General features: G+C 68.4%; 22 protein-coding genes. 7 read left to right on the top strand and 15 right to left on the bottom strand.

Going from position 1 to position 24,754, the window contains the following annotated elements; translation table 11 throughout:
- The first annotated feature begins 237 nt into the window (after positions 1-237).
- The gene (locus ACYVG2_RS07440) at positions 238-1,134 is read left to right on the top strand and encodes an aldose 1-epimerase family protein (protein WP_460780382.1); all 897 of its coding nucleotides are present in this window, start codon (positions 238-240) and stop codon (positions 1,132-1,134) included.
- Here the strand turns inward: ACYVG2_RS07440 and ACYVG2_RS07435 are convergent.
- From ACYVG2_RS07435 to ACYVG2_RS07415, 5 genes are all read right to left on the bottom strand, one after another.
- The gene (locus tag ACYVG2_RS07435) at positions 1,127-3,253 is read right to left on the bottom strand and encodes a HelD family protein (RefSeq protein WP_460780381.1); all 2,127 of its coding nucleotides are present in this window, start codon (positions 3,251-3,253) and stop codon (positions 1,127-1,129) included. The two genes, ACYVG2_RS07440 and ACYVG2_RS07435, sit on opposite strands and share 8 nt — an antisense overlap.
- 185 nt (positions 3,254-3,438) lie before the next feature.
- Positions 3,439-6,615, bottom strand: coding sequence for an efflux RND transporter permease subunit (locus ACYVG2_RS07430; RefSeq protein ID WP_460780380.1), 3,177 nt, complete (start codon positions 6,613-6,615; stop codon positions 3,439-3,441).
- A gap of 17 nt (positions 6,616-6,632) precedes the next feature.
- On the bottom strand, positions 6,633-7,223 hold the full coding sequence (locus ACYVG2_RS07425) for a TetR/AcrR family transcriptional regulator (RefSeq protein WP_460780379.1): 591 nt from the start codon (positions 7,221-7,223) through the stop codon (positions 6,633-6,635).
- Between the two features lie 112 nt (positions 7,224-7,335).
- Complete coding sequence (locus tag ACYVG2_RS07420) at positions 7,336-7,695, bottom strand: fluoride efflux transporter FluC (RefSeq protein WP_460780378.1); 360 nt, start codon at positions 7,693-7,695, stop codon at positions 7,336-7,338.
- Complete coding sequence (locus tag ACYVG2_RS07415; protein ID WP_460780377.1) at positions 7,692-8,060, bottom strand: fluoride efflux transporter FluC; 369 nt, start codon at positions 8,058-8,060, stop codon at positions 7,692-7,694. The genes ACYVG2_RS07420 and ACYVG2_RS07415 overlap by 4 nt, the downstream gene beginning before the upstream one ends.
- Before the next feature lie 92 nt (positions 8,061-8,152).
- Here ACYVG2_RS07415 and ACYVG2_RS07410 point away from each other — a divergent pair, with 92 nt between their 5' ends.
- Positions 8,153-9,682, top strand: a complete 1,530-nt coding sequence (locus tag ACYVG2_RS07410) for an FAD-dependent oxidoreductase (RefSeq protein ID WP_460780376.1) — start codon at positions 8,153-8,155, stop codon at positions 9,680-9,682.
- Positions 9,683-9,689: 7 nt separating this feature from the next.
- Here ACYVG2_RS07410 and ACYVG2_RS07405 read toward each other — a convergent pair whose 3' ends face one another.
- The 3 genes from ACYVG2_RS07405 to ACYVG2_RS07395 form a co-directional block, all read right to left on the bottom strand.
- Positions 9,690-10,487 (bottom strand): nitroreductase family protein, encoded by a 798-nt coding sequence (locus tag ACYVG2_RS07405; RefSeq protein WP_460780375.1) that lies wholly within the window; start codon positions 10,485-10,487, stop codon positions 9,690-9,692.
- A 4-nt stretch (positions 10,488-10,491) separates the two neighbouring features.
- Positions 10,492-10,860, bottom strand: coding sequence for a hypothetical protein (locus ACYVG2_RS07400; protein WP_460780374.1), 369 nt, complete (start codon positions 10,858-10,860; stop codon positions 10,492-10,494).
- A gap of 108 nt (positions 10,861-10,968) precedes the next feature.
- Entirely contained in the window at positions 10,969-11,763 is a 795-nt protein-coding gene (locus ACYVG2_RS07395) for a MerR family transcriptional regulator (RefSeq protein WP_460780373.1), read from the bottom strand.
- A gap of 121 nt (positions 11,764-11,884) precedes the next feature.
- On the opposite strand from ACYVG2_RS07395, the gene ACYVG2_RS07390 reads away from it, so the two are divergent.
- The 3 genes from ACYVG2_RS07390 (at position 11,885) to ACYVG2_RS07380 (ending at position 14,553) form a co-directional block, all read left to right on the top strand.
- The gene (locus ACYVG2_RS07390) at positions 11,885-12,925 is read left to right on the top strand and encodes a hypothetical protein (protein ID WP_460780372.1); all 1,041 of its coding nucleotides are present in this window, start codon (positions 11,885-11,887) and stop codon (positions 12,923-12,925) included.
- A gap of 156 nt (positions 12,926-13,081) precedes the next feature.
- Complete coding sequence (locus ACYVG2_RS07385) at positions 13,082-13,921, top strand: DUF4097 family beta strand repeat-containing protein (protein ID WP_460780371.1); 840 nt, start codon at positions 13,082-13,084, stop codon at positions 13,919-13,921.
- A complete protein-coding gene (locus ACYVG2_RS07380; RefSeq protein WP_448967259.1) occupies positions 13,918-14,553 on the top strand; it encodes a PadR family transcriptional regulator in 636 nt (211 codons plus the stop codon). The genes ACYVG2_RS07385 and ACYVG2_RS07380 overlap by 4 nt, the downstream gene beginning before the upstream one ends.
- Before the next feature lie 70 nt (positions 14,554-14,623).
- Here ACYVG2_RS07380 and ACYVG2_RS07375 read toward each other — a convergent pair whose 3' ends face one another.
- A complete protein-coding gene (locus tag ACYVG2_RS07375; protein ID WP_448966703.1) occupies positions 14,624-15,166 on the bottom strand; it encodes a universal stress protein in 543 nt (180 codons plus the stop codon).
- Between the two features lie 149 nt (positions 15,167-15,315).
- Between ACYVG2_RS07375 and ACYVG2_RS07370 the strand changes: the two genes are divergently transcribed.
- On the top strand, positions 15,316-15,501 hold the full coding sequence (locus tag ACYVG2_RS07370; protein ID WP_188438153.1) for a DUF3073 domain-containing protein: 186 nt from the start codon (positions 15,316-15,318) through the stop codon (positions 15,499-15,501).
- Positions 15,502-15,586: 85 nt separating this feature from the next.
- Here ACYVG2_RS07370 and ACYVG2_RS07365 read toward each other — a convergent pair whose 3' ends face one another.
- From ACYVG2_RS07365 to purM, 3 genes are read right to left on the bottom strand one after another with little or no spacing between them, the layout of a single operon-like run.
- Positions 15,587-16,903, bottom strand: coding sequence for an MFS transporter (locus ACYVG2_RS07365; RefSeq protein WP_460780370.1), 1,317 nt, complete (start codon positions 16,901-16,903; stop codon positions 15,587-15,589).
- Positions 16,900-18,357 (bottom strand): amidophosphoribosyltransferase, encoded by a 1,458-nt coding sequence (gene purF, locus ACYVG2_RS07360; protein WP_460780369.1) that lies wholly within the window; start codon positions 18,355-18,357, stop codon positions 16,900-16,902. Before purF ends, ACYVG2_RS07365 begins: the two co-directional genes overlap by 4 nt.
- 6 nt (positions 18,358-18,363) lie before the next feature.
- A complete protein-coding gene (purM, locus tag ACYVG2_RS07355; protein WP_448966706.1) occupies positions 18,364-19,482 on the bottom strand; it encodes a phosphoribosylformylglycinamidine cyclo-ligase in 1,119 nt (372 codons plus the stop codon).
- A 61-nt stretch (positions 19,483-19,543) separates the two neighbouring features.
- Here purM and ACYVG2_RS07350 point away from each other — a divergent pair, with 61 nt between their 5' ends.
- Positions 19,544-20,149 carry a zinc-binding alcohol dehydrogenase gene (locus tag ACYVG2_RS07350; RefSeq protein WP_448966715.1) on the top strand — a complete coding sequence of 202 codons (606 nt, stop codon included), beginning with the start codon at positions 19,544-19,546 and terminating at the stop codon, positions 20,147-20,149.
- A gap of 11 nt (positions 20,150-20,160) precedes the next feature.
- Here ACYVG2_RS07350 and ACYVG2_RS07345 read toward each other — a convergent pair whose 3' ends face one another.
- The 3 genes from ACYVG2_RS07345 to ACYVG2_RS07335 are packed head-to-tail and all read right to left on the bottom strand — an operon-like array spanning position 20,161 to position 24,684.
- On the bottom strand, positions 20,161-20,475 hold the full coding sequence (locus ACYVG2_RS07345; RefSeq protein ID WP_448966716.1) for a potassium transporter Trk: 315 nt from the start codon (positions 20,473-20,475) through the stop codon (positions 20,161-20,163).
- Positions 20,476-20,513: 38 nt separating this feature from the next.
- Positions 20,514-21,344: a siderophore-interacting protein gene (locus ACYVG2_RS07340; RefSeq protein ID WP_460780368.1), complete on the bottom strand. Its 831-nt coding sequence runs from the start codon at positions 21,342-21,344 to the stop codon at positions 20,514-20,516.
- A gap of 4 nt (positions 21,345-21,348) precedes the next feature.
- Positions 21,349-24,684, bottom strand: coding sequence for an HtaA domain-containing protein (locus ACYVG2_RS07335; RefSeq protein WP_460780367.1), 3,336 nt, complete (start codon positions 24,682-24,684; stop codon positions 21,349-21,351).
- Positions 24,685-24,754: the final 70 nt, after the last annotated feature.

The following is a 24,754-nucleotide window of genomic DNA, read 5'->3' as shown; positions in this document are numbered from 1 at the left end:
ACAGCACCGCGCTGCGCGCGCGGGGAAACCCGGACATCCGTCGGCCGGGGGCCATTCATGTGATGGTTAATGTGCGTCGATCGACGCTCACCATCGGCCCCTGGGCTCACACTTCCAACAGATAAACGCCCGCGCCATGCGCGGCTGCCCGAAGCCGACCGCACAAGTTTAGCCGATGCACCTGAGAAACCCCTCGGGCGACGGCGCCCGTGACCTGACCGCCCGTAACATGACACTGTGACCTCGCAATCGCCCACCGGCATCCAGATCCACCTTCAGCGCGGCGCCGTCACGGCGCAGGTCGCCCAGGTCGGTGCATCCCTCCGCGGCCTCACGGTCGGAGACGTCGATCTCGTCTCGCGATACCCCGAGAACATCCCGACCCCTTCGTGCTCGGGCGTCGTGCTCGCCCCGTGGCCGAACCGCGTGCGCGACGGACTCTGGGACGACGACGGCACCGCGCGGCAGCTCGCGATCAGCGAGCCGAAGCTGCACAATGCGAGTCACGGACTGTTGCGTTTCACCGCTTACGAGGTCGAGCAGACGGATGACGTCGCCACCCTCCGCGCGACGATCCATCCGCAGACCGGCTTCCCGTACGAGATCGATACGACGGTCACGTACGCGCTCACCGATGCCGGCATCGAGGTCACGCACACGCTGACGAACCGATCGGATGCCGCGGCACCCGTCGCCCTCGGCACCCACCCCTTCCTCATGATCGGCGAAGTCGACACGCACGACCTGGTGCTCACCGTGCCGGCCGCGACGCAGTTCGACACCGACGAGCGGATGCTGCCCACCGGCACCTCCCCCGCGCCGGAGGGACTGCGCGACGGCGTGCGCCTCGGCGACATCGCGCTCGACACCGGCTTCACCGAACTCACCCGCGATGCGGACGGATTCGTTCGTCACACGCTCACGTCGCCCGACGGTCGCCGCGTCACCCTGTTTCAGGGCGAGGGCTTCGATTTCGTGCAGGTCTACACGACGACGAACTACCCCGGGCACGACCTCGCGGTGGCCATCGAACCGATGACCGCCCCTGCGGATGCATTGAACAGCGGTCTCGGCATCCGCCGCCTCGCCCCAGGCGAGACGTGGAGTCTCACCTGGGGCGTAGCGCTCAGCTGACGCGCAGCTGCCCGAGCTCCTGGGTGCAACGGGTCAGGGCGACGTAGAGCCCGTTCCAGCCACGCGGCTCGGACGCGATACCGGCAGCGTCCACGAGCAGCGTCGCGTCCCACTCCAGCCCCTTGGCGTCGGTCGCCGAGAGCACATTCGTCTCCGGCAGGGCGTCGCGAAGTGCCGCGAGGCGACCCTCTGGTGCGATGACGCCGACGGTTCCTCCGGACCAGCGCGCAGACAACTCATCGACCAGGCGTCCCGCCTCGGCGGCGAGATCCCGCTCGGCGACGTCGCGTTCCCACGGTTCGATGCCAGAGGCACGCACGGCTCGCGGCGGCTCGTTCTCGCTCCCGGCATTTCGCAGCACGGGGGCGGTGAGCGCCATCACCTCGAGCGGGGTGCGGTAGCAGATCGTCAGCCGGGCTTCGGTCCACCGCTCGCCGAACGCCGCTGTCACGGCCTGCCGCCACGAGGTGTGCCGATGCGGTGCCTCCGCCTGATCGATGTCGCCGACGGCCGTGATCGACCGTGAAGGGCAACGCCGCATCACCATCTGCCACTGCATCTCCGACAGTTCCTGCGCCTCGTCGATGACGACGTGACCGTAGACCCAGTCGCGCCTCGCCGCAGCGCGATCGGCGAGGAACTCGCCCTGCCCGCCGCCGGGCTCAGGATCGCCCAGCAGATCGGAGAGCGCGTCGAGGAGCGGGATGTCGCTGCCGGCCCAACCCGCCGGCTCGCGGCGCACCGCATCGCGCTCGGCGGAGGTGAGATCCGGCGCCCACCTGCGCAGCATCGCATCGTCGGCGAGCAACCGGCGCAACTCGGTCGCCGCGTCGAGGATCGGCCACCACTGCGAGAGCACGGCGTCGATCCCGCCGTCGGCGGCGATCCGATCGCGCAACCGCTCGATGTCATCCTCCGAGAGCACTCCGTCGACCTCCGCGCCTGTCGCTCCCGTGGCCGCGGCGCGGTCATCGGAGCGCGCCAGCCCCGCGTCGACGCCGGCCAGGATGTCCTCGAGTCCCTCCTCCAGCTGCTCCAGCATCTGCTCGTTGCGCTCGACGACGGCATCGGTGAGCAGATCCCGCAGCTGTGCGCCGAAGACGGCGCGCGCAGCGTGGTAGGCGCGTCCGGACGTCGCGGATGCGAGTGCATTCACGATCCTGCGCTCCTCGAGCGTGTACGTCTCCCCCTCCCAGCGGAGCTCCAGCCCTGCGGGGGCGGGCGCCAGCGACGACGCGTACTCGGAGAGGGCGCGCTGCCAGAGCGCTCTTCCCTTGATCTCCGCGACCGCACGCGGCTCGTCGCGCTCGACGGTGATCCCAGGGACGAGCGTGTCGCACGTCGCGGGCACGATCGCGGTCTCCCCGAGGGCGGGCAGCACCTGAGCGATGTAGTCGAGGAAGCGCGTCGACGGCCCGAGCACCAGCACGCCCTGCGCGGCCAGTTGCGTGTGGGTGAAGAGCAGGTACGCCACCCGATGCAGTGCCACGACCGTCTTGCCGGTGCCAGGTCCGCCCTGCACCACGAGCGGTCCGCGGGCGTCGGCGCGGATCACGTCGTCCTGCTCGCGCTGCAGGGTCGCAGCGGCGCTGCTCATGCGGCCCGTACGACGCTCGTCCAGCGCGGCGAGCAACGCGCCTTCGCCGACGAGATCGCTCGCCATCGAACCGTCGAGCGGCTCGTCGTCCACTCCCTGCACGGTGCGACCGCTCGTGCGGATGTGCCGACGCCGGGCCTGACCCTGCGGGTCCACGGCAGTGGCGGTGTAGAAGGCGCGCGCAGCCGGCGTACGCCAATCGATCACCAGCGGCTCATCATCGTCCGGGCCGGGGATCCCCACCCGACCGAGACGCCGGACGGTGTCATCGAGAGCGTCGAGCCTCCCGAAGATCAGCCCCTGCTCGGCGTGCACGAGTTCGGACCGCCGCTGCGCCATCATGCGCATCCGCGCGTATTGGACGGCATCCGTCGCGGGAGCCGTGAGGCCCGCGTCGAGCTCCTGCAGAAGGTCGTCCCTGCGCGCGAATGCCTCGTCGAGAGCGGCTTGCTCCTGAGCCACCGCCGTCTCGTTCGTGATCGTTTCCTGGTCGGGCGATGTGGTGAGGTCGTTCAGTGGCACTGACACTCTTTCTGCGCGCCGGGTCTGAGGTCGGCGCACTCGCCGCTGAACAGCACCCGGCTGCGATCTATTCCGCGATGCGCTGATCCGACCTTCCCACGGATGCGCTACAGGTTCCGGCATGCGCTACACATATCGATGTAGCGGATGCCGATATGTGCAGCGGAAGCGTCAGTCGACAGCCTTCACACTGCAGAAGGACGGTGATTCTCGCGCAGCTCACGACGGGTCAGCGGATGCTCAGCACCGTCGGATCCTGGCCCATCGGGCTCCGGCCCATCTGACTCCGACGCGTCGGCCTCGGCATCCGGCCCCGCCTTGCGAGCCCGGCGCCGTTCCTTCGCCCCCTCGACGAGGTTGTACAGCGTGGGCAGCACGATCAGTGTCAGCACCGTGGAGGAGACCAGGCCTCCGATCACGACGATCGCGAGCGGCTGCGAGATGAACCCGCCGTGCCCGGTGATGCCCAGCGCCATCGGCGTGAGGGCGAAGATCGTCGCGAGCGCCGTCATGAGGATCGGGCGCAGACGCTTCTCGCCACCCGCCATCACCGCATCTCGTGTCGACAGACCCTTCTCCCGGTACTGATTCACGAGGTCGACGAGCACGATCGCGTTCGTCACCACGATGCCGATGAGCATCAGCACACCGATGAGGGATGCGACGCCGAGCGGCACGCCGGTGACGATCTGCAGCAGGATCGCGCCGGTGGCCGCGAACGGCACGGATACCAGCAGCAGCAGCGGCTGTCGCAGCGACTTGAAGGTCGCGACCATCACGACGTAGACGATCAGGATGGCCGCGAGCATCGCGAGTCCGAGTTGCGAGAACGAGTCCGCCTGCTGCGAGGCGACGCCGCCGACCTCTGCACTGGCACCGTCGGGCAGATCGACCGCTTCGAGGGCGGCCGCCACCGATGCGGTCGCGGTGGCGAGGTTGTCGGATGCCGGAGGCACCGTGATCGTCGACGTACGCCGGCCCTGCTCGGTCGTGATCGAGGTCGGCCCCTCACGCTGCTCGACAAGGGCGATGTCCTGCAGCGTGAGGATGCCGCGCGGGCTCGGGATGACCAGCGAGCGCAGTTCGTCGATCGTCGCCGGCGGCTCGGTGGCGGCGATGTACACCGTGAGAGCCGTGTCATCCAGTTCGACCGAGCCGACCTGCTGCGGGCGCATCGTGTTCGAGACGATCGAACCGACCGCGACCTCGGAGAGGCCGTTGTCGGCTGCGGCCTGACGATCGACCACCACGGCGATGTACGGCAGTGAGGCGGCCAGGTTGTCCGTGATCGCACCGATGCCGTCGCGTCCGTCGAGTTCGGCCTTCACGGCCTCGGTCGCCTCGGCCAGCGCATCCGAGCTCGGCGCCGTGACGTTCACCTCGATGTCGCTCGAGCCGAGACCAGCCGAGGCGTTGACGCTGATGTCCCCGACGTCCTCCAGCGAGTCGACGGCGTCCAGCACGTCGGCGCGGAGCTGCTCCTGATCGACATCGGACGACGTCATGATCGAGTACGTCACGCCGGCTCCGCCGGAGAAGGCGTCCATGAGCGACGAGCCGCTCGAGCCGATCGAGACCTGCACGTTCTCGATGCCGTCGATGCCTTCGAGCGCGTCCTCGACGACGGATGCCGCGGCATCCTTCGTCTCGAGGCTCGCCGTCGGACCGAGGTCCTGGGTGACGGTCATGGTGTTCTGACCGGAGTCGCTGAGGAAGTTGATCTTCATCAGCGGCGCAGCGGCGAGGGTGCCGCCGAGAACCACGACCGCGAGGATCACCGTGATCGCCGAGTGCTTCAGCGTCCATCCGAGGATCGGGCGGTACATCTTCTGCAGCGGTGTCGGCGGGGCGTCCTGGTGCTCCGGATCGATCACGTCGCCGTTCTCGTCGCGCAGCTCCTTGCCAGGACGCAGGAACCAGTACGCCAGCACGGGCACGATCGTCAGCGCCACGAGCAGCGAGGCGACCATCGCGATCGTCACCGTCATCGCGAACGGTCGGAACAGCTCGCCGACCATGTCGCCGACGAAGACGATGGGCAGGAACACTGCGACGGTCGTGATCGTGGACGCCGTGATCGCGGCCGCCACCTCGCGCACGGCGAGACGGATCGCGTCTCCCTTGTCCGCATCGCCCACGTAATGCCGTTTGATGTTCTCGATCACGACGATCGAGTCGTCGACCACACGGCCGATCGCGATCGTGAGAGCGCCGAGGGTGAGGATGTTGAGCGAGTAGCCGAACGCCTGCAGGCCGATGAAGGTGATCAGCACGCTGGTCGGGATCGAGATCGCGGTGACCAGGGTCGAGCGGATCGACAGCAGGAAGACGAGGATGACGATCACCGCGAAGACGAGGCCGAGCAGCCCCTCCGTGGCGAGCGTCTCGATCGACTGCACGATGAACGGCGCCTGGTCGAAGACGACCGTGAACTCCGCGTCGGGGAAGGCCTCCTGGAGCTCGTCGAGCTCGGCGATCACGCCGTCGGACACCTCCACCGTGTTCGCAGAGGGAAGCTTGGTGATCGAGATCGACAGTGCATCCTCGCCGTTCACGCGGGACAGCGACGACACCGGATCGGACTCCAGCGCCACGGTGGCGACATCCGCCACAGTGGCGGCCGTGCCCACGAGCGGAAGAGCAGCGATGTCGTCGACCGAGGTGATCTTCGCTCCGGTCTGCACCGTCAACGTCTGACCGTTCTCGGTGATGTCACCGCCGGGGAAGAGCGAGCCGTTCTGCTGCAGCGCGTCTCTGATGGCCTGACTGCTCACGCCCTCGGCTGCGAGCTTCGCATCGTCAGGGGTGATGGTGATGCGCTGGCCGATGCCGCCGACGATCTGCGCGGCATTGACCCCCTCGACATCTTCGAGGTCGGGGATCGCGACGTTCTCGAGGTCGGCCTGCGCCGTCTCGGCATCCTCGAATCCGGTGACCGCGACCTGGATCACGGGGAAGTCGTCGATCGACACCGAGAGCACCTGCGGCTCGACGTCCTCCGGCAGCTGCGAGGAGATGCGGTTGATCGCCTGCTGCATCTTCTGCTCGGCGGTGGCGAGGTTCTCGCCGTACGTGAAGGTCGCCTGGATGATCGAGGAGTTCGTCGAGCTCGTCGCCGTCGTGGACTCGAGCCCCGGAACGCCCTGGATCGCCGTCTCGATCGGCGTGGAGACGTCGTTCTCGACCACCTCCGGTGATGCACCGGGGTACGACGTCATGACGATGAGCGACGGCAGCTCGAGCGAAGGGATGAGCTCCTGCTTGAGGTTCGTCAGGGCGAGTCCGCCGAACACGGCGGCGACGATCGTGATGAGAGCGATCAGCGCGCGGTTGCGCAGACTGAGGATGGCGAGTTTCGACACGGTGATCTCTCGGTTGTCTATGCGGTGGACGGCGGCGAAAGGGATGCAGGAGTCTCAGCGGTCCCGAGGATGCCCGCGAGCGCGGTCTCGATGAGCTGCTGATCGAGCGGTCGTTCGTGGATCTGTGCGTGCCAGAGTATGCCGTCGATGAAAACGGCTGCTGCCCTGGCGCTGTCGGGGCCGTGAACGGGGGCGAGGATACCGACGAGCTCGTCCGTCCAGTGCCGCGCGAGCTCGCGCAGCCTGGGATCGTGCACGGCCGCCGTGACGACGGCACGATCGGCCTGGACGGCCGCGGCGTCGGAGAGGGCCGCGTGGATCAGTTCGGCCAGCAGGGCCGGAGTCGCACCGCGTTCGCTGATGGTCGCACGGATGTCCGCCATCCGCTCGGCCACATGAGCGGCGAGCAGCTGCAGCGCCGCATCGCGGAGGTCGTCGAGTGTGGCGAAGTACTGGGTCGTCGCACCGAGCGGCACATCGGCGCGGGAGGCGACCATGCGATGGGTGATCGCGTCGACGCCGACCTCGGTGATGAGCTCAGCGGCCGCGGTGACGATCGCCAGGCGGCGCGTCTCGGGATCGCGTCTGCGACGGACGGCTTCAGCCACGATCCTCCCCCTCTGGACTCCTGTGCATGTACTTTTGTACATTCTCGCATTTGTGAGGATGCTGAGCGCCGTGGCCCCCGCCCGGGTCGGGGCATCCAGGCGTCGGCGGTGGTCAGAGCGCAGCGCCGAGGCCCAGCCCGGCGAGCGCCGCGACGACCGATACCGCGAACGTCCCGATCAGATGCGCCGCCGATGCCCTCCGCTCGCCGTCCGTCCAGAGGGCGATGCTGTCGAGCATCGCGGTGCTGAAGGTGGTGTAGCCGCCGAGGAGTCCCGCCCCGATGACGAAAGCGGCATCCGGCAGCGCTGCGGTGACGAGGCCGAGCGCGAAAGAACCGCTGACGTTGACGATGACGATGCCCCAGGGGAACCGGCGGCCGGACAACCTGCTGACGCCCACATCCGCCGCGTAGCGCAGAGCGGCGCCGGCACCCCCGGCGACGGATGCGAGCAGGAAGACGAGCGGAGTCATCGCGCGCCCTTGCGCCGTGCGACGCGCATCCCGATTGCTGCGGCTGTCACGCCGAGCAGCAGAGTCAGGAACGCGTACAGCGCCGCGAGCAGCGGCGACTGCGCCCACAACTGCACCGTGTCGACCGCGAAAGCGCTGTAGGTGGTGAACCCGCCGAGGATGCCCGTGCCGAGGAAGACGCGCAGGTCCGATCCGCCGGGAAGGCGCGCGGCGAGGACCCCGATCAGCAGCGCGCCGAGGATGTTCACCGTGAAGGTCGCGAGGGGGAAGCCTCCCGCATCCGGCGTCCACAGGGCGAACGCGAGCCGCATCGCGGTGCCCAGAGTCCCACCGAGCACGACGAGCAGCAGCCGGCGGAGAGTCACGCGGCCACTCTAGCCCCGTCGTCGCGTGACCGCGGACAGCGGGATTGTCAAGGCGGTATGTGTGCATTCGCGGGCGGCGTTGACTGAACGCCATGAACCCTCTGTGGAAGCTCGAACCCACTTCATCCCTCGGGTCGCCGTTCGAACCCGGCGCACGCCATGACGTGGTCGTCGTCGGGGCGGGGCTCACCGGCCTGTCGACCGCGGTCATGCTCGCTCGCAAGGGTCTCGATGTCGCAGTGATCGACGCCGGCGAGGTCGGCGAGCTCACGACCGGTGCGAACACCGGCAAGCTGACGCTGCTTCAGGGGCAGACCCTGGCGAAGATCCGCCAGCATCACACGGTCCCACTCGTGAGGGCGTATGTGGACGCCAACCGCGCCGGCATGCAGTGGCTGACCGCCTTCGCCGACAGCGCGGGAGTCCCCTACACCCGGTGCACCGACCACACGTACGCGCAGAGTCCGCGCGGCCTCGACGCTGTCCGGGCTCAGCACTTCGCTGCGCGCGAGGCGGGGCTGGCGACCCGGATGCTGGCTCCGGCCGATCTGCCCGCGACACCGTTCCCGGTCGTCGGCGCCGTCGCCCTCGAGGAGCAGGTGACGATCGACCCGATGCGTGTCGCACGAGCATTGGCCGAAGAGCTGCGGGCCGTGGGCGGAGTACTGCACACCGGCATCCGCGCCACCGGCGCCCACGCCCTCCCCGAGCCGCGCGTGGATACCGCCGCCGGGCCGCTGTTCGCGCGCCACGTCGTCCTCGCGACGGGCACGCCCATCATCGACCGGGGTCTCTACTTCGCGAAGACCCGCGGCCTCCGTTCGTACTGCGTCGCCTTCCGCGTTCCGGGGAGCGCCCTCGAGGGCACCTTCATCGCCGTGGACGACCCGAGCCGGTCGATCCGTCCTGTCTCGCCCGACGACGGGCCTGGCGCGACGGCGCAGCTCGTGGTCGGCGGGAACGGGCATCCGGTCGGACGTTCGGATGGCGAGACGGAGGCGATCGACGATCTCGTGGCATGGACCAGACAGCACTTCCCCGGTGCCGAGGAGACCCACCGGTGGTCGGCTCAGGACTACGAGTCGCACAACCTCGTCCCGTTCGTCGGCGCGATGCCGCGGGGTCTCGGACGCATCCGGTTCGCCACCGGCTACGCCAAGTGGGGGCTGTCCAACGCTCCGGCCGCCGCACTGCGCCTCACCGCCGAGATCATCGGCACCGATCGGCACGACCGACCGCGTTGGATGACGGCGATCGGCACACGGTTGACCGTGCCCGCCGACATCTCACGGGCCGTCGCCGAGAGCGGGCGGGTCGCAGCCGCCGCGGCAACCGGATGGTCACGTGCCGAGTCGCGTCGCGCTCCGGTTCCCCGCCCCGCGGAGGGCAGCGGCGTCGTGGCGAATCGCGCCGGTCACCCCGTCGGCGTCTCCACTGTGGACGGCGTCACGCGCGGCGTCTCCGCCGTGTGCACGCATCTGGGAGGCGTGCTCGACTGGAACGACGCCGAATGCACGTGGGACTGCCCGTTGCACGCCTCGCGCTTCGCGCCGGACGGCACGCGCATCGAGGGCCCCGCGGTCCGCGATCTGACGCTTCACCCCCGGTCGGGCGGTAACTGACGCACGGTCAGTCCGTCTCGTCCCAGCCGGTCTGCGGCGTCTCGCAGACCTCTCGGTACACGTACTGCGACGGGAGCTTGCGCTGGCTGCTCGACCAGTCGATGGCCGGGCGCCGCTGCTCGGGCGGCAGGTAGCCCAGCCGGTACACGGCCATCAGCTCGAGATCGTCAGGCACGCGCAGAAGCCGCACGATCTCATCCCACCGACCCGGCACCTCCATGGGGAACGAGATGAACTGGATGCCCATGCCGAGCTCGACCGTGGTCAGCCAGACGTTCTCCATCGCCGCGCCCATGCTGAACACCGAATAGAACGACGACAGCTGCCCGGGGCGGTACTCGCTGCGATCGAGCATCACGCCGAGCAGCAGCGGAGAGCCCGCGACGAGCTTGCGGTTCTCCGACCCGAGCGTCTTCGGCACCCCGAGGGCGTTCATGAGGGTCTGCCCTCTTTTCGTGAACACCTGACCGGTGAAGGGGCGCAGCGGCGCCGGGAGCTTGTCGAACAGCATCCCGCTGCGTTTCTGCTCCATCTCGGCCTGGCTGAAGCGGAAGTACGGCTTGTAGCGCTCGAAGAACGTGCCGTTCGACATCGCCTCGGTCATGCTCTCGCCCGATATGCGCGCGATCTGCTCGATCGTGTCGCGACTCTCGATCACGACGAATCGCCAGGGCTGGCTGTTCAGCTGCGACGGGGCTCGGCCCGCCGCTTCCAGGAGGATCCGCTGATGCTCCCCCGAGACGGGCTCGGGCAGGAAGGGCCCGTTCGTGGTCTTGCGGCGGCGGATGGCGTCGAGCAGTTCCATGCGATCACTTCCGGTCGGCGGGGCGGAGCGAGCGCACGACGCTCGCGACGATGAAGGGCGCTGCGGCGAGCGCGACGAGCGGATGCCGGCGCGTGTGCGTCGGCACGTAGGCGATCGCGGTGAGCGGCACCACGGCCGGCGCCAGCGCGAGGGCGGCCTGACGCGCGGGCCGACTGCCCCGGCACGCGCTGCCGATGGCGGCGACGACCGTGGTGCACGTCGTGATGTACATCGCATGATGCAGCCAGCGGAAGTTCCGGGTGTCGATGACCCTGGCGGCGACTGCCAGACCCAGTGCGCAGTTCGCCTCATAGCTGAGCGCCGCTGCCACGAACAACGGCGCCGCGTTCGAGGTCGTGCGGCGGCCTGCCATGCATAGACCCTATGCCCCGCAGTCGTTCGGGAGGAGAACGCGCGAAAGGGAGGAGAGAACACGCGGGATCTTCGTCCCGAACGTGCGATCTCCTCCCTGACGCGTGTCCTACAGGTTCGCCTCCGCGTAGACGCGGAGCGCGTCGCGGACGAACTCGGCGCCGCGCGTACCGCCGTCGGCGGTGGCGTAATTGGCACCGAAGCGCGGATCGGCGACGTACATCTCACCGAGCCCGATCACGTAGCCCTTCACGTCGCCCTGCGGCACGGATGCCGGCGTGCCCGGCACCCCGGTCAGCCACTCGACGTGGCGTCGCGCGATGGCCTGCGCCTCATCCGATGCCGGCTCGATGCCGCTCTCGGCGGCTGCGATCCAGTCCCGGGAGAGGTCGGACACGAGCTGCTGCCATTCGGCTCGCTCGCTGTCGGTCATGCCTCGCCACCAGCGATCGCTGTCGGCGTAGGCCTTCTTTCCCCAGCGGTTCTCGACCTCCTCCTTGTACTGCGTGTGGTCGAAGCCGTCGAACATGTTCTCGGCCATGAGGGTTCCTCCTTCTTTCAATGCGTTGATGGTCGTCTCGACCGACGCGATCTGCCGCGCCAGCCGGTTCTGCTCCTCGCGCAGGTACGCGAGGTGGGTCTCGAGAGCGGATGCCTCGGCTGCCGCGCTGCTGTCCGTCGATGCTTCGAGCGCCTCGGCGATCTGGGGCAGACCGAGTCCGAGGTCGCGCAGCAGCAGAATCCGCTGCAGCCGCACGAGGGCGCTCTGGTCGTAGTGCCGATAGCCGTTGTGCGCGATGCGCGATGGAGCGAGCAGGCCGATGTCGTCGTAGTGACGCAGCGTTCTGCTCGTGGTCCCGGCGTGGCGGGCGATCTCCTGGATCGACCAGTCCTGCGTGTGCACTACATCCTCCTTCCGTGTCGATATGACCACGATAAAAGTTGACGCAACGTCAATGTCAAGCCGAACCGCCCAGAACCCGCTAAAGTCTTCCCCGTAATTGAAACGACCGGTGGGGGACCCCTTGAGCACTGACATCACGACATCCGACGCGCCCGGGGTAGCCCGGCGCACCGTACTGAAGGCCTCCGCATGGTCGGTGCCGGTGATCGCCGCCGCTGTCGCGACGCCGTTGGCCGCAGCGAGCGTCGCCACCGACCTGCGACTGGAGGCCCTTCCCTTCGGCGACGGGCTCGGCGCGCAGAGCCCTGACGGCCTCCGCCAGTGGAGCATCGGCGTCCCCGGGGCATTCAGCATCTTCAACGACTCGAGCGCGACAGTGCCGGTCGGCACGGTGGTCACGGCCAGCAGCGACGCACGCGTCCTGGGCGACCCCACTTTCAGGCTCGACTCGTCGACGGGCACCGAGGTGCCGCGTGCGAGTTCGCAGACGACCGGCAACATCGTCACCTCCACGTTCACGATCCCCGCAGAGATACCGGCGGGCGGCTCCGTCTCCATCTACGGTGGCTTCGGCGTCTGGCAGGGAGCGTGGTACGACGACGTGAATCCGTATGTGCTGAGCGTCCTCGCAGCAGGCGACCCCACCCCGGAGAACAACGTCGTGACCATGTCCGCCACGTACGTGGACACGAACGACGGCTCTGTGACCGCCCAGTGGAGTACCGCGACGATCATGAACGAATTCGACGCCTCCACGCCGTACGCGATCGACGTTCCGACGTCCTTCTCGCTCACCTCACTCGCCCCGGGTGGGACGAGTCCGGAGATCTCCTTCGACGTGCGTGGCCCGCAGGTCTACGTCGGTGAGCCCGGCGCGGGCGGAGGCTGGGAGGATGCCTTCACCGGGGCGACGATCACGAGCGCACAGCTCGACGGCGTGGACGTCTCATCGGACATCGTGGAGGAGAGCCCGCTGGGATTCTGGCTGCGCAATACATCGATCGCCGCGGGCCAGACGCTCACCGTGACGCTGACGATGACCATGAATCCCGGCCCGATCCGCGACGTGTACCTCCACCCCGGAGCATCCATTCAGACCAGCATCCACAACGATCGCGATTCCTCGAACAATCGCGTGTACAGCCCGAATTACGTGCAGTGAACTCAGCGCGTTCCTAATGAGGCGCCCGGCTCAGAGCCGGGCGCCTCTTGCGTCTCATCCGGCTTTCACGAGATCTCCTCTTGACAAACTCGCGATATATCGTGTTACTCTCTTCACACGCGATATATCGCGACTAATCACACACCAGGAGACAACATGACCGAGAAGTGGCTCATCGCCCCCGGCGAGGAACGCGTCATCGACATCGCTCAGGCGACCCGACTCAAGGTCGGGCTCGTCGGCGGTCAGGTGGACGTCGTCGCCCACGACGACCCCGGCATCCGCATCGAGGTGCACGGCGTCACCATCAAAGACCTCCGGATCGAATCCGACGGCAACGAGATCGAGATCGACCACCCGCAGCTGGGGTGGGACAACTTCCTTGAGGTCTTCCGCAACTTCGGCTCCGGCGGCCCCCGTGCCGAGGTCAGTGTCGCAGTCCCCCGCAGCATCGCGCTCAACCTCGGCGTGGTCAGCGCAGGCGCCCTGATCTCGGGACTCACCAACGACGCACGGCTCAACACCGTCTCCGGCGACATCATCGTCGACACCCACACCGGAGACCTGACCGTCAACTCGGTCTCCGGCGACGTGCAGGTGCGTAACCTGACCGGCTCGGCGAACGCGAACAGCGTCTCCGGCGACGTGGCGATCACCGGCTCGGTGCGCAAGGCGACGGTCGACACCGTCTCCGGCGCGATCATGGTCGACGCGGCGGGTGCCGTGAACACCATCAACCTGAACACGGTCGCCGGCAACAGCACGATCCGACTCGAGGAGACTCTGCCCGCCAATTACGTGGCACGCTCCATGAGCGGACGGATGCTGATCGACGGCGTCGACCGGGGCAACACCGGACCGACCAACTACACGGGCTCGACGGGAGAGCTCGCCGGCTCGTTCGTCGACGTGCGCACCAACTCGGTCTCGGGCGACATCACGGTGCTGCGTCAGCCTCGCATCACCGTCGCAGACGATGCGGAGTGGGACTCATGACCCCGGCCGTCTTCTCGCACGGCGACCTGCGCCTGTATCTGCTCTCCCTGCTGTCCGAGGCTCCGCAGCACGGTTACGGCATCATCCAGGCGCTCACCGATCGCACCGGCGGCACCTATACGCCCAGCGCCGGCACCATCTACCCTCGGCTCGCGAAGCTCGAGGAGGAGGGCCTGGTCTCCAAGACCGTAGACGGACGCACCACGATCTACTCGATCACGGATGCCGGTCGCGCCGAACTCGCCGGACGGGAGGGCGATCTCGCCGGCATCGAGTCCGGTCTCGCCGACTCGGTCCGCCTGATCGCGAACGAAGTGCGCCAGAGCGTGCAGGACGCCATGAAGAGCCTGCGCGCCGATCTGGCGGCGGCCGCGAACGACGAGCGGACGAGTGCCAAGGCACGCCCCCGGTCGACCTCGTCTTCGATGCCGGACGAACGGGTGACCAGTCGTGAAGCGCTGCACCGGGCGGATGCGTCGATCAACGCCTTCCGCGCCCGAGTGCGCACCGACCTGCGCACTCACGTGGCGCGCGGCGGCGTGCTCGCGGTATCCACCGTCGACGACCTGGAGGCCGCGCTCGACGCCGCAGCCCGCGCCGTCACACAGGCTCTGGCCTCTCCCGGCGCCTGAGCCCGTCCGGCCCATCCGCCGAGATCCCGTATTCGTGCCGAACACAGGATCTCGGCGGGCCGGGCAGAGGCTACTCGGTCCAGATCTCCTGCTGGTCGTCGGGGACCGACTCCTCGAGGGGCACCACGAGCACCGAACGGTGCTGACGGTGAGCGAGACGCGCGGCGACCGAGCCAGTGAAGAACTCTCTGATCGACTCGCCCAGCCCGCGCTTGCGCGTGCCGACCACGATCAGTTGCGCGTCGAGCTTGTTCGCGAGCTGCTTGATCGCAAGGGCCGGGTCACCGACCAGCTGACGCGCGGCCCAGGTCAGGCCCTTGCCGTCGAGTTCGGCGGCCGCGGCCGCCTGGACCTCTTCGAACTCGGCGGCGCCGGCTTCGATGTTGAGATCGATCGGTGCCGAGTGCACGTAACCGTCCGGATCCTCATATGTGACGAACCGGGTCACGTCCACATGGGCGACCACGAGCGGGGCGTTCAGGAGGTGCGCGTAGTGCGCGGCCTCCTGCAATACGTGTACGGCCTGACCCGGTTGCATGCCGACGATGACGGCCTTCTGCAACCCGGCGTTCTGCGCCGTTTCGTCGGACGGGGAGGAGGCTGCATCTGTCATGTGAATCGTTCCCTTCACCTGCCGGCGAAGGCCAGCACACCTGGCCCTCGTGCTATCCTGAATGCTACTCTTACCGGCCGCACGCCGGTGTCGTGAATGCCTCGGGCACCTGATTGTCCGACAGCTTAAATCGTTAGGGGGTCTCGCGCATGGGCCGTGGCCGTCAAAAGGCGAAGCACACCAAGATCGCTCGCGAACTAAAGTCCTTCAGTCCTTCGGTGAACTACTCCGCGCTCGAGCGGGAACTTGCTCATCCGACGGATGAAGACGCCTACGTGGACAAGTGGGCGGACGACTACGCGGACGAAGACGAAGACGAACTAGAGAAGGCCTGACCGCCTGATCTGACAACCCCCGCACCTCGTGCGGGGGTTTCGTCGTGCCCGCATCCGCTGTGTTCACCCGCGGCGCGGCACTGGTTCACCAGCGTCCGTGCCGGCGCTCCCACTCGTCCTCGATCGTCTGCCGCCGACCCGCGATCAACCCGAACGGCACGGCGATCACGAGCACGGCGCCGATGATCAGCAGCGGCAGAAGCCAGTCGCCGGTCTGGTCGTGCACGACGCCGAGCAGGATGGGGAACGCGGCCGCTCCGATGTAACCGGCGCTCTGCACGAAGCTGCTCAGTGCGACGGCCGTCTCCGGTGTGCGCGCACGAACGCTGATCAGCACCAGCGCCAGTGGGAAGAGCACACCGACGATGCCGAAGAGCGCGACCCACAGCCCCACGAGGGCGATCGAGGGCAGCAGGATGAGTCCGGCCAGGCCCACCGCGCCGCAGGCGACGGCGACGATGAACAGCGGCCTCGTCGCCTGGAACCGCACCACCAGCAGCGGGACGAGCAGCGAAGCGGGCAGGCTCATGAATGCGAAGAGCGACAGCAGCAGTCCGGCGACGGATGCCGTGACCCCGGCCCGATCGACCAGGATCGTCGGCAGCCACGCGAACGAGACGTACGCCATCGTCGACGACGTCCCGAAGACGACCGCGATCGACCAGGCCAGCGGCAGCCGGGCGAGCCGTCCGAACACCCGCGAGTTCGCCGGAGCGACGGCGATCGGTCCGGTGACCAGCGTCACGGGACCGGATGCCGCGGCATCCGCCCGTTCCGCATCACGTGCCGAGCGGTCTTCGCGAACGACGGGGACCGGGACGCCGTCGGTGCGCCCTCGGAGCAGCATGAGCACCCAGGGGATGGTGCCGGCGAGTGCGAACACTCCCCACATCGCCAGTGACACGCGCCATCCGGCGGCATCCGCCACCGGCACCGCGACCAACGGCGGCAGGAACGTCGACAGCGCCATCGCCGTCGTGTAGATCGTCATCATCGCGCCGAGCCGGTCGGGGAAGTGCTTCTTGACCAACGGCGGGAGCAGGATGTTCCCCATCCCGACTCCGGCGAAGATGAGCGCGGTCGACAGCAGCAGCGTGATCGCGTCGACCGAGAATCCGCGCAGCACGAGGCCGGCGGTGATCGCGATCAGCGCGATCACGGTGACCCGTTCGAGGCCCAGTCGTCGCTCGAACAGCGGTGTCAGCAACCCGAAGATCGCGAAGCACACCGGCGGCGCGGTGCCGATGAGCCCGACCACGGCGGAGGAGAGCGGGAAGTCGGCGGCGACGTGATCGAACAGCGGCGACAGCGATGCCACGGCGGAGCGCAGCGAGAAGGCGCACAGCAGGATGCCGAGCACCGCGAGCACCCGACCCTGCCAGAGCGGGCGCGACGTGCTCACGACGACTGCGAGCTCTCGACCCAGGAGAGGTACTCGTCGGTGACGGTGCCCGTGACATAGCGGCCGTCGAAGCAGCTCATGTCGAGGTCGGTCACATCCGAGCCCTCGATGATCGCGGCCTTGAGATCCTCGACCTCCTGGTACACCAGGTGGTCGGCGCCGAGCTCCGCGGCGATCTCCGGAATCGTGCGGCCATGGGCGATCAACTCGTGCTTCGAGGGCATGTTGATGCCGTACACGTGCGGGTACCGCACCGGCGGCGCAGCCGAGGCGAACGTCACGGACAGCGCACCGGCATCCCGCGCCATCTGGATGATCTGCTTGCTCGTCGTCCCGCGCACGATGGAGTCATCGATCAGGAGCACGTTCTTGCCCCGGAACTCCGTCGACATCGCGTTGAGCTTCTGACGCACGCTCTTCTTGCGCACCGCCTGACCCGGCATGATGAAGGTGCGGCCCACATAGCGGTTCTTGTAGAAGCCCTCGCGGTACTCGATCCCGAGCTTGCGGGCGACCTCCATCGCCGACGGACGAGCGGAGTCGGGGATCGGCATGACGACGTCGATCTTCTCGCGCGGCACGTGCTTCGCGATCGTGTCGGCGAGACGCTCCCCCATCCGCAGACGCGACTCGTACACGGCGATGCCGTTCATCGTCGAGTCGGGTCGGGCCAGGTACACGTACTCGAACGCGCACGGCGTGAGCGTGGCGTTCTCGGCGCACTGCCGGCTGAACAACTCGCCCTGGTCGGTGATGAAGATCGCCTCGCCGGGCGCAACCTCCCGTACGACTTCGTAGTCGCCGTTCTCGAGCACCAGCGACTCGCTGGTGACGACCCACTCGTCGTGCTCCGCACCGTCGCGGCGACCGAGGATCAGGGGACGGATGCCGTAAGGGTCACGGAAGGCGAGCAGACCGTAGCCCGCGATCACGGCGATCACGGCGTAGGCGCCCTCGATGCGCTCGTGCGTGCGGCTCACGGCTTCGAAGATGCGCTCCGGGTCGAGGTCGACGTCGCTCGTCGTGGCCTGCAGCTCGCCGGCGAGGACGTTCAGCAGCAACTCGGTGTCGCTGGAGGAGTTCAGGTGGCGACGATCGCGCTTGGCCATCTCCGCGGTGAGCTCGCGCGTGTTGGTGAGGTTGCCGTTGTGGATGAGGACGATGCCGTAGGGCGCGTTCACATAGAACGGCTGCATCTCCTCTTCGCTGGATGCTGTGCCCTTGGTCGCGTAGCGAACGTGGCCGAGGCCGACGTTGCCGAGGAGCGAGCGCATGTCGCGGGTGCGGAACGCCTCGCGCACCATGCCCTCGGCCTTGGCCATGTGCATGACGCCGCTCGGCTCAGCCGTGGCGATGCCGGTGGCGTCCTGGCCACGGTGCTGCAGCAGGAGAAGCGCATCGTAGATGTCCTGATTGACCGGGCCGCCAGCGACCACTCCGACGATTCCGCACATGGGGTATTACTCTGCTCCATCCGCGTATGCGCCGACGAGACGCACCGCACCACCATCGACGCCCTTGGCGCCTTCTTCGAACTCTCCGGACGGGCGAGGACCCGTTCCGACCGTCGCGACCTGCCAGGCGTCGATGCCCTCCGCGGCGAGCGCGGCGATCGCGGCATCCTTCTGGCGCTGATCGATCACGGCGAGGAAGCCGATGCCGAGGTTCCAGGTGCCCTCGGCGGACTCCAGTGTGGAACCGGCGATGTCGCTGAGCACACGGAAGACAGGGCTCGGCGACCACGTCGAGCGGTCGACCTCCGCCCAGCTGCCCACCGGGAGCACACGCGCGAGGTTCGCAGCGATGCCACCGCCGGTGACGTGGCTGAGGGAGTGCACGCTGCCCTCTGCCAGCTTCTCGATCAGGCGCAGCAACGGGAGCGTGTACAGGCGGGTCGGCTCGAGCAGCGCTTCGCCCCAGGTGGTGCCGAGGTCTGCGGCGTTGTCGCCGTAGCCGATGCCCGCGCCCGTGACGATGTGACGAACGAGGGAGTAGCCGTTGGAGTGCAGCCCGCTGGATGCCAGCGCGAGCACGACGTCGCCGTCCTGGACGCGCTCGGCGCCGAGCACGGCATCCGCCTCGACGACGCCGGTGGCGGCGCCTGCGACGTCGTAGTCACGCGGGCCGAGAAGGCCGGGGTGCTCTGCCGTCTCACCGCCGACGAGCGCGGTGCCGGTGGCGGTGCACGCGTCGGCGATGCCGCGGACGATGTCGGCGATGCGCTCGGGGACGACCTTGCCGCACGCGATGTAGTCGGTCATGAAGAGCGGCTTCGCCCCCACGACGACGATGTCGTCGACGACCATCCCGACCAGGTCCTGCCCGATCGTATCGTGCTTGTCGAGCGCCTGCGCGATCGCGACCTTGGTACCGACTCCGTCGGTGCTGGTCGCGAGCAACGGCTTGGTGTAGCCGAGCAGAGCGGTCGCGTCGAACAGGCCGGCGAACCCGCCGACACCGCCGAGCACTTCGGGGCCGTGCGTAGCGCGCACGGAGGACTTCATCAGCTCGACGGCACGATCACCTGCAGCGGTGTCGACGCCGGCTTCGGAATAGGGATTGGTGGAGGAGGCTGCCACCCCACAAGACTACCGGTGCCCGAGCAGTGGAATCTCCGCGATCTCTCCCTAGGATGGGGCCATGGCCGAGAAGCCCCAGTGGTTGATACGCGAGGACGCCGGGATGCCGACGCTCGTCGCGCTCGCCCTGCGACAGATGCTCGGGATCCGGGAGCCGGAGGGCCTGCCGAGCCTGCGCGACCTGCAGGTGCGCGCGCCTGATGCCGCCGACGCCAGCGCCGCGCTCGAAGCGCAGTGGCGCGACTACTGGGACATGGCGGTGGAGCCGCGTGCGCACCCCGCCGAGGGCCCGCTGGAGCTCGTCGACGGGTTCGACACCCTGGTCGCTCTGCCGGCCACCGGCGCCGAGGAACTGCGCGAAGCGATCACTCCGCTCGCGGCTTCCGCGCTGCAGTACGCCCGCGACGCGCACAAGCGATATCTGGGAACCATGAAGACGGCCACCGGGGGCGGCGCGTACCGCGCCTATGCGAGCGCGATCGCCGAGTTCGAGCGGGAGATCGGCCGGCGCGCGCACTCATTCGAGCTGAACGTGCAGGTGCTGCCGTTCTCGCAGCGTGGGATCTGGTGGATCGGCGCACTCACGGTCGCCGTCACCGATGGGCTCCGGCGGGATGTGGTCGCATTCGACGCCGCCATCCGGCCGATCATCGCCGAGCTGGCGTAGCGGGATGCCGGTCAGTCGGCTTCGATGATCGTCTCGCGGTCGACGCGCACGACACGGTCATGCCGGCGGGCGAGGCGTTCCAGGAGGATCGCCGCCACGCCGCCCAGAGCGAGCCCGATCGGCACGGTCCACAGCAGCGCGAAGCCGAACACCTGACTCGGCGGGTAGACGACATCGAGCGCCTGCGAAGGCTCGTAGTTGCCGACCATGGTCAGGATGCCGGCGGCGATGATCCCGAGCACGACGCCGATGCCCATGAACACCCCGTAGCGAGGCACCCGTCGTACGGTCGCCTCGACGGTCTCGTGGGAATCGGTGGAGGACATGTCTCCATTGTCCCACTCTTCCGAGGGCTGCGGGAGCCTCACACCTGGCCGACGGCCTCGCGCTTCTCCGCCTGGAACGCATCCTCACGGCGACCGTATGCCCAGTACGCCGACAGCGACAGCTGGGCACGGTCGACGCCGCGCTCATCCGTGAAGTACGGCCGGAGAAGCTTCATCGCACCACGCTCACCGTGGGCGAAGATCTGCACGCGCCCCGACCGCCACTCCAGACCACGCACCGCGTCGATGAGCTCGGTCGTCGTCCCCGCCTCCCGGTCCCCGCGGTGCAGCCAGCGCACGTCGATCCCGTCGCGCACGGAGAGCTCGATGTGCTCCGACTCGTCCTGCACCTCGAGGAGCACCGTGCCGACGGCATCCGCCGGCATCGCCTCCATCGCCGCCGAGATCGCGGGGATGGCAGACTCGTCGCCGACCAGCAGATGCCAGTCCGCCGCCGGGTCGGGAGCGTACCCGCCGCCGATCCCGCCGAGCACGACGGGGTCCCCCGGCTTCGCGTTCGCCGCCCACGGCCCCGCCACACCCTCGTCGCCGTGCGTGACGAAGTCGATCCAGATCCGTCCGGCGTCGAGATCGAACAGGCGGATCGAATAGGTGCGCACGGAGGGCAGCAGCTCGACCGGCAGTCGTTCTCGCAGCTCTTCCATGTCGTACGGCGGCGTCAGCCCCGCTTCGGCCGGCGCGAAGACCATCTTCGTGTACGCGTCGGTGAAGCCGTTGTCCACGACCGCCGAGATACCGGGGCCGCCGGCGATGATGCGCACCAGGTGCGGCGACAATCGGACGGACTCGATGACCTCCAGCACGATCTGCGGACGAGGGCGTCGCTGGGGACGTTCAGTGGTGGTCATACCCTCAATCCTCGCCGATGGCGGAGGACACCGCATCCCGACGCCGCGCGACGATAACGACGACACCCGCTCCCGCGCCGACGACGAGCAGCCCGATGACCACCCATGCCCAGATCGGGAACCCGACGGCATCATCGGTGCTCGGCGTCACCGCCGCGCTGATCGCCGCGACCGGTTCCTCGTCCGCCGCCTCATCCACCGGGGCGACACCGCAGTCGGCTGCCACGGGGATGCGCAGCGACACCGGGTCGAAAGACTCACCAGCCGCATAGGTGCCGAACGCTGCGGATCCGCTCTCTGTGAGGGCGGATGCCGCCCCGCTCAGTGTCAGCACACCGTCCACGGTCTCGGCATCCGCCAGGGAGAACTCGACGAACCGCACGCCCTTCTGATCGATCTGCTCGCCGCCCTGCGTGGTGCCGGCGATGTCGAACACGATGTAGCCCTTGTCGCCGGCCAATTCGACCCGCGCATCGTTCAGCGTCGTGTCGAGCGCACCGTCGTGCCCGTGGAACGCGATGGCGCCGCCGAAGTCGACGAGACCGCTCCCTGCCTCGGAATCGAAGGAGCCGGTGCCCTCCGACCACACGAACTCGGGGAACTCGTAGACGACGCCGCTGAGATCCCAACCGCCGTGGGCGATGCCCTCGATGTAGTTGCGGAAGCTCTCCTTGTACCCCCAGTTGAGAGTGGCGCCCTCGACGGTGCAGACGTCGATCGCCGTCGCGGTGCGATCGAGCGTGAACGCGAGTCCACGGTCGATCGACCCCTGGAAGGTCAGGGTGTGGGCCCCGGCCTCGAGGGTCGCAGGCAGCGCACCGGTCCAGGTGGCGACCCCGTTCGCGTCCGCGTCGACCGTGTCGAGCAGCACGGGCGTCGAATAGACGACGACCTTGATGTCCCGTTCGTCCGGCTGGAAACCGGATGCCGACACGGTGGCGGATGCTCCGGACTGCAGCGCGCTGAGGTTCTCCTCGTCGATCACGATTCCCGCGGTCGCCGGAGGCGCGGAAGGCAGCTCCTGCTTCTGCTGCACGGATGCCGCAGCCACCGTGCCCACAGTGCCGTTGGGCGCTGCGGCCGGTGCCCCGATGGTGAAGGTCACCGGATTGAGGGCGGTGCTGAAGCCGCCGAGCACCTGATTCTGCCCGGCGGAGGTCAGGCTGGCCGGCGCGGCCATGAAGGTCGTCGCACCCCCGGTGGTGGTCTTCGCGGCCGAGGAGATGTCGATCGCAGCGAACGGAACCCGAACGCCGTCATGCGTGACGTAGAGCGTCGCCGCGGATGCCGAGGTGATCTCGACACGCGGGTTGGAGACCGTCACGTTGAGCACGCCGTGGTGTCCGGTGAATCGCACCGCACCGGTGTATGCCACCGCGCCGACACCGGTCGCTGAGTCGTAGGTGCTGCCGGCTGCCTGCCCGAACTGGAACTGACCGCCCGAGCGCGTCGCGCCGCCGGAGACGCGGATCTCGCCCTGGGCGATGGGACCTGTCACGTAGTTCACGAACGACGACGAGATCGCCCAGCGCAGCGATCCTCCGGCCACAGGCTTCTGCGGAGCAGTGGGCGGCGTCGTCGGCGTCGGGGTCGGCGTCGGCTTCGGCGGCTCAGTCGACGGACCGTCGAGCTGCTTCCACTGCTCGGCGGTGATGGTCACTCCGCTGCGTGCATGGATCGTGTCGGCGTTCGGCATCGTGTGCTGCTTCCAGACGATCACCTCGTAGGACTTCCCCCGGTCGAGTGCGTCGCCTGCCGCGCTGAGAGCGGTCGTGAACACGCCGTCGGAGATGCTCCGCACGTACTGCATCGAGAGGAAGCCGCCACCAGCGGTGACATCGGCCTCGGTGCCCTCCTCGATCAGCGCGGCATAGACACCCGGCTCGCCGTCGAATCCTCGTCCGTCGACGTCGACGACGAGGTCGGTGCCGTCGACCGAGGTGACGGCCTGCACGACCTTGTCCTGCGCGGTGCGGTAGTCCAGCAGAACGCTCTGCTCCTGCGCGGCGTTCTTCACGCCACCGGCGCCGTAGGTGTACACGCCGTATGCGCCGCCCTCCGGCTCGGCCGGTGCGTCCTTCAGCGTCAGCGTGGCGGTGAAGGTCCCGTCGGCGGCGATGTCGACCCACTGCGCACGGATCGCGTCCTGGTACTGCGCCGGAACCTGCTCGAGCACGCCTTCTGCGAGTGCCCACACCTGTGCGCCGACCGATCGCGATCCCGATGCCGCGCCCGTGGACGGCTGCCAGTTCTCGGCGAATTCGCCGAACACCACGTACGTGCCCTGCGGCAGGTGCGACGGGATCGGCACCCCGCGACCACCGACGTTGGCGGTCGGGTCGTAACCGCTGCCCTTCACGACGATGGTGTCTCCCTCCGCGAGCGCGGTGCCCGCAGCCGGAGTCGTACCGTCGGCGAGGAACACGTCGATCGACGGCTGCATCGGTGCGGGCTTCAGCGCCGCCCACTGCTCGGCGCTGATGGCGACGTCGGTGCGCGCGTGGATCGTGTCGGCGTTCGGCATCGTGTGCTGCTGCCACGCGATCACCTCGTAGGAGATCGACGGGTCGAGCGCATCCGCTGCGGCGGTCAGACTCACCTGGAAGGCGCCGTCGGCGACACCGCGCACATACTGCATCGCGAAGAAGCCACCCCCTGCCGTGACATCGGCCTCGGTGCCCTTCTCGATCAGCGCGACGTACTCGCCTGAGACGCCTGCGAACTCGGAGCCGGCGACGTCGACGACGAGTCCGTCTTCGATGGATGCCGAGGACACGGAGGTCGTGACGGCGGGGGCCGGCGTCTCGGGCTCGACTGGTGTCTCGGGCTCGACCGGCGTCTCGGGCTCGACCGGTGTCTCGGGCTCGACCGGCGGGAACACCGCGTCCCACTGCCCTTCCGAGATCGATACGACCGAGCGGCCGTAGAGGTTCTCCGGTGTGAACGCGCTGTGCTGCTTCCACACGACCACTTCATAGGTCAGGGTGCGGTCCAGCTTCGCGAGAGGAGCGGTCAGCGAGAACGCGGTCGAACCGGCGGCGACCGCGGGGAACGGCAGGGCGAACGCGACGTACTCCTGGCTGTTCAGCGCCTCGTCGTTGCCCTGCACGATGAGCGCGGCGTACGCACCCGTGATGTCAGCGGGAAGCCCCTGGGCGTTCACCTGGATCGACACGCCCGCCTCGGATGCCGCGGTCACCTGCGCCGCGACCGTCGCGCCGTCGGCGGCGAAGGCGGTGGGTGCGGTCAGTGTGCCGAACAGTGTCATCAGCACGGCCAGCACCGCCGCGAACACTGCTCGGGTGCGACTGTGCGTCGCGCGGGTCTCGGTGTGATTCACGGATGCCTCCAGGCGTGAGGCCGTCGCTCGCCCTGGTCGACAGAGCGCGCGCGACGGCAGAAACCTCTTC

Source organism: Microbacterium shaanxiense (assembly GCF_054779995.1).
Note: the sequence above shows the minus strand (reverse complement) of the source record. Positions and strands in the feature narration are given on the sequence as shown.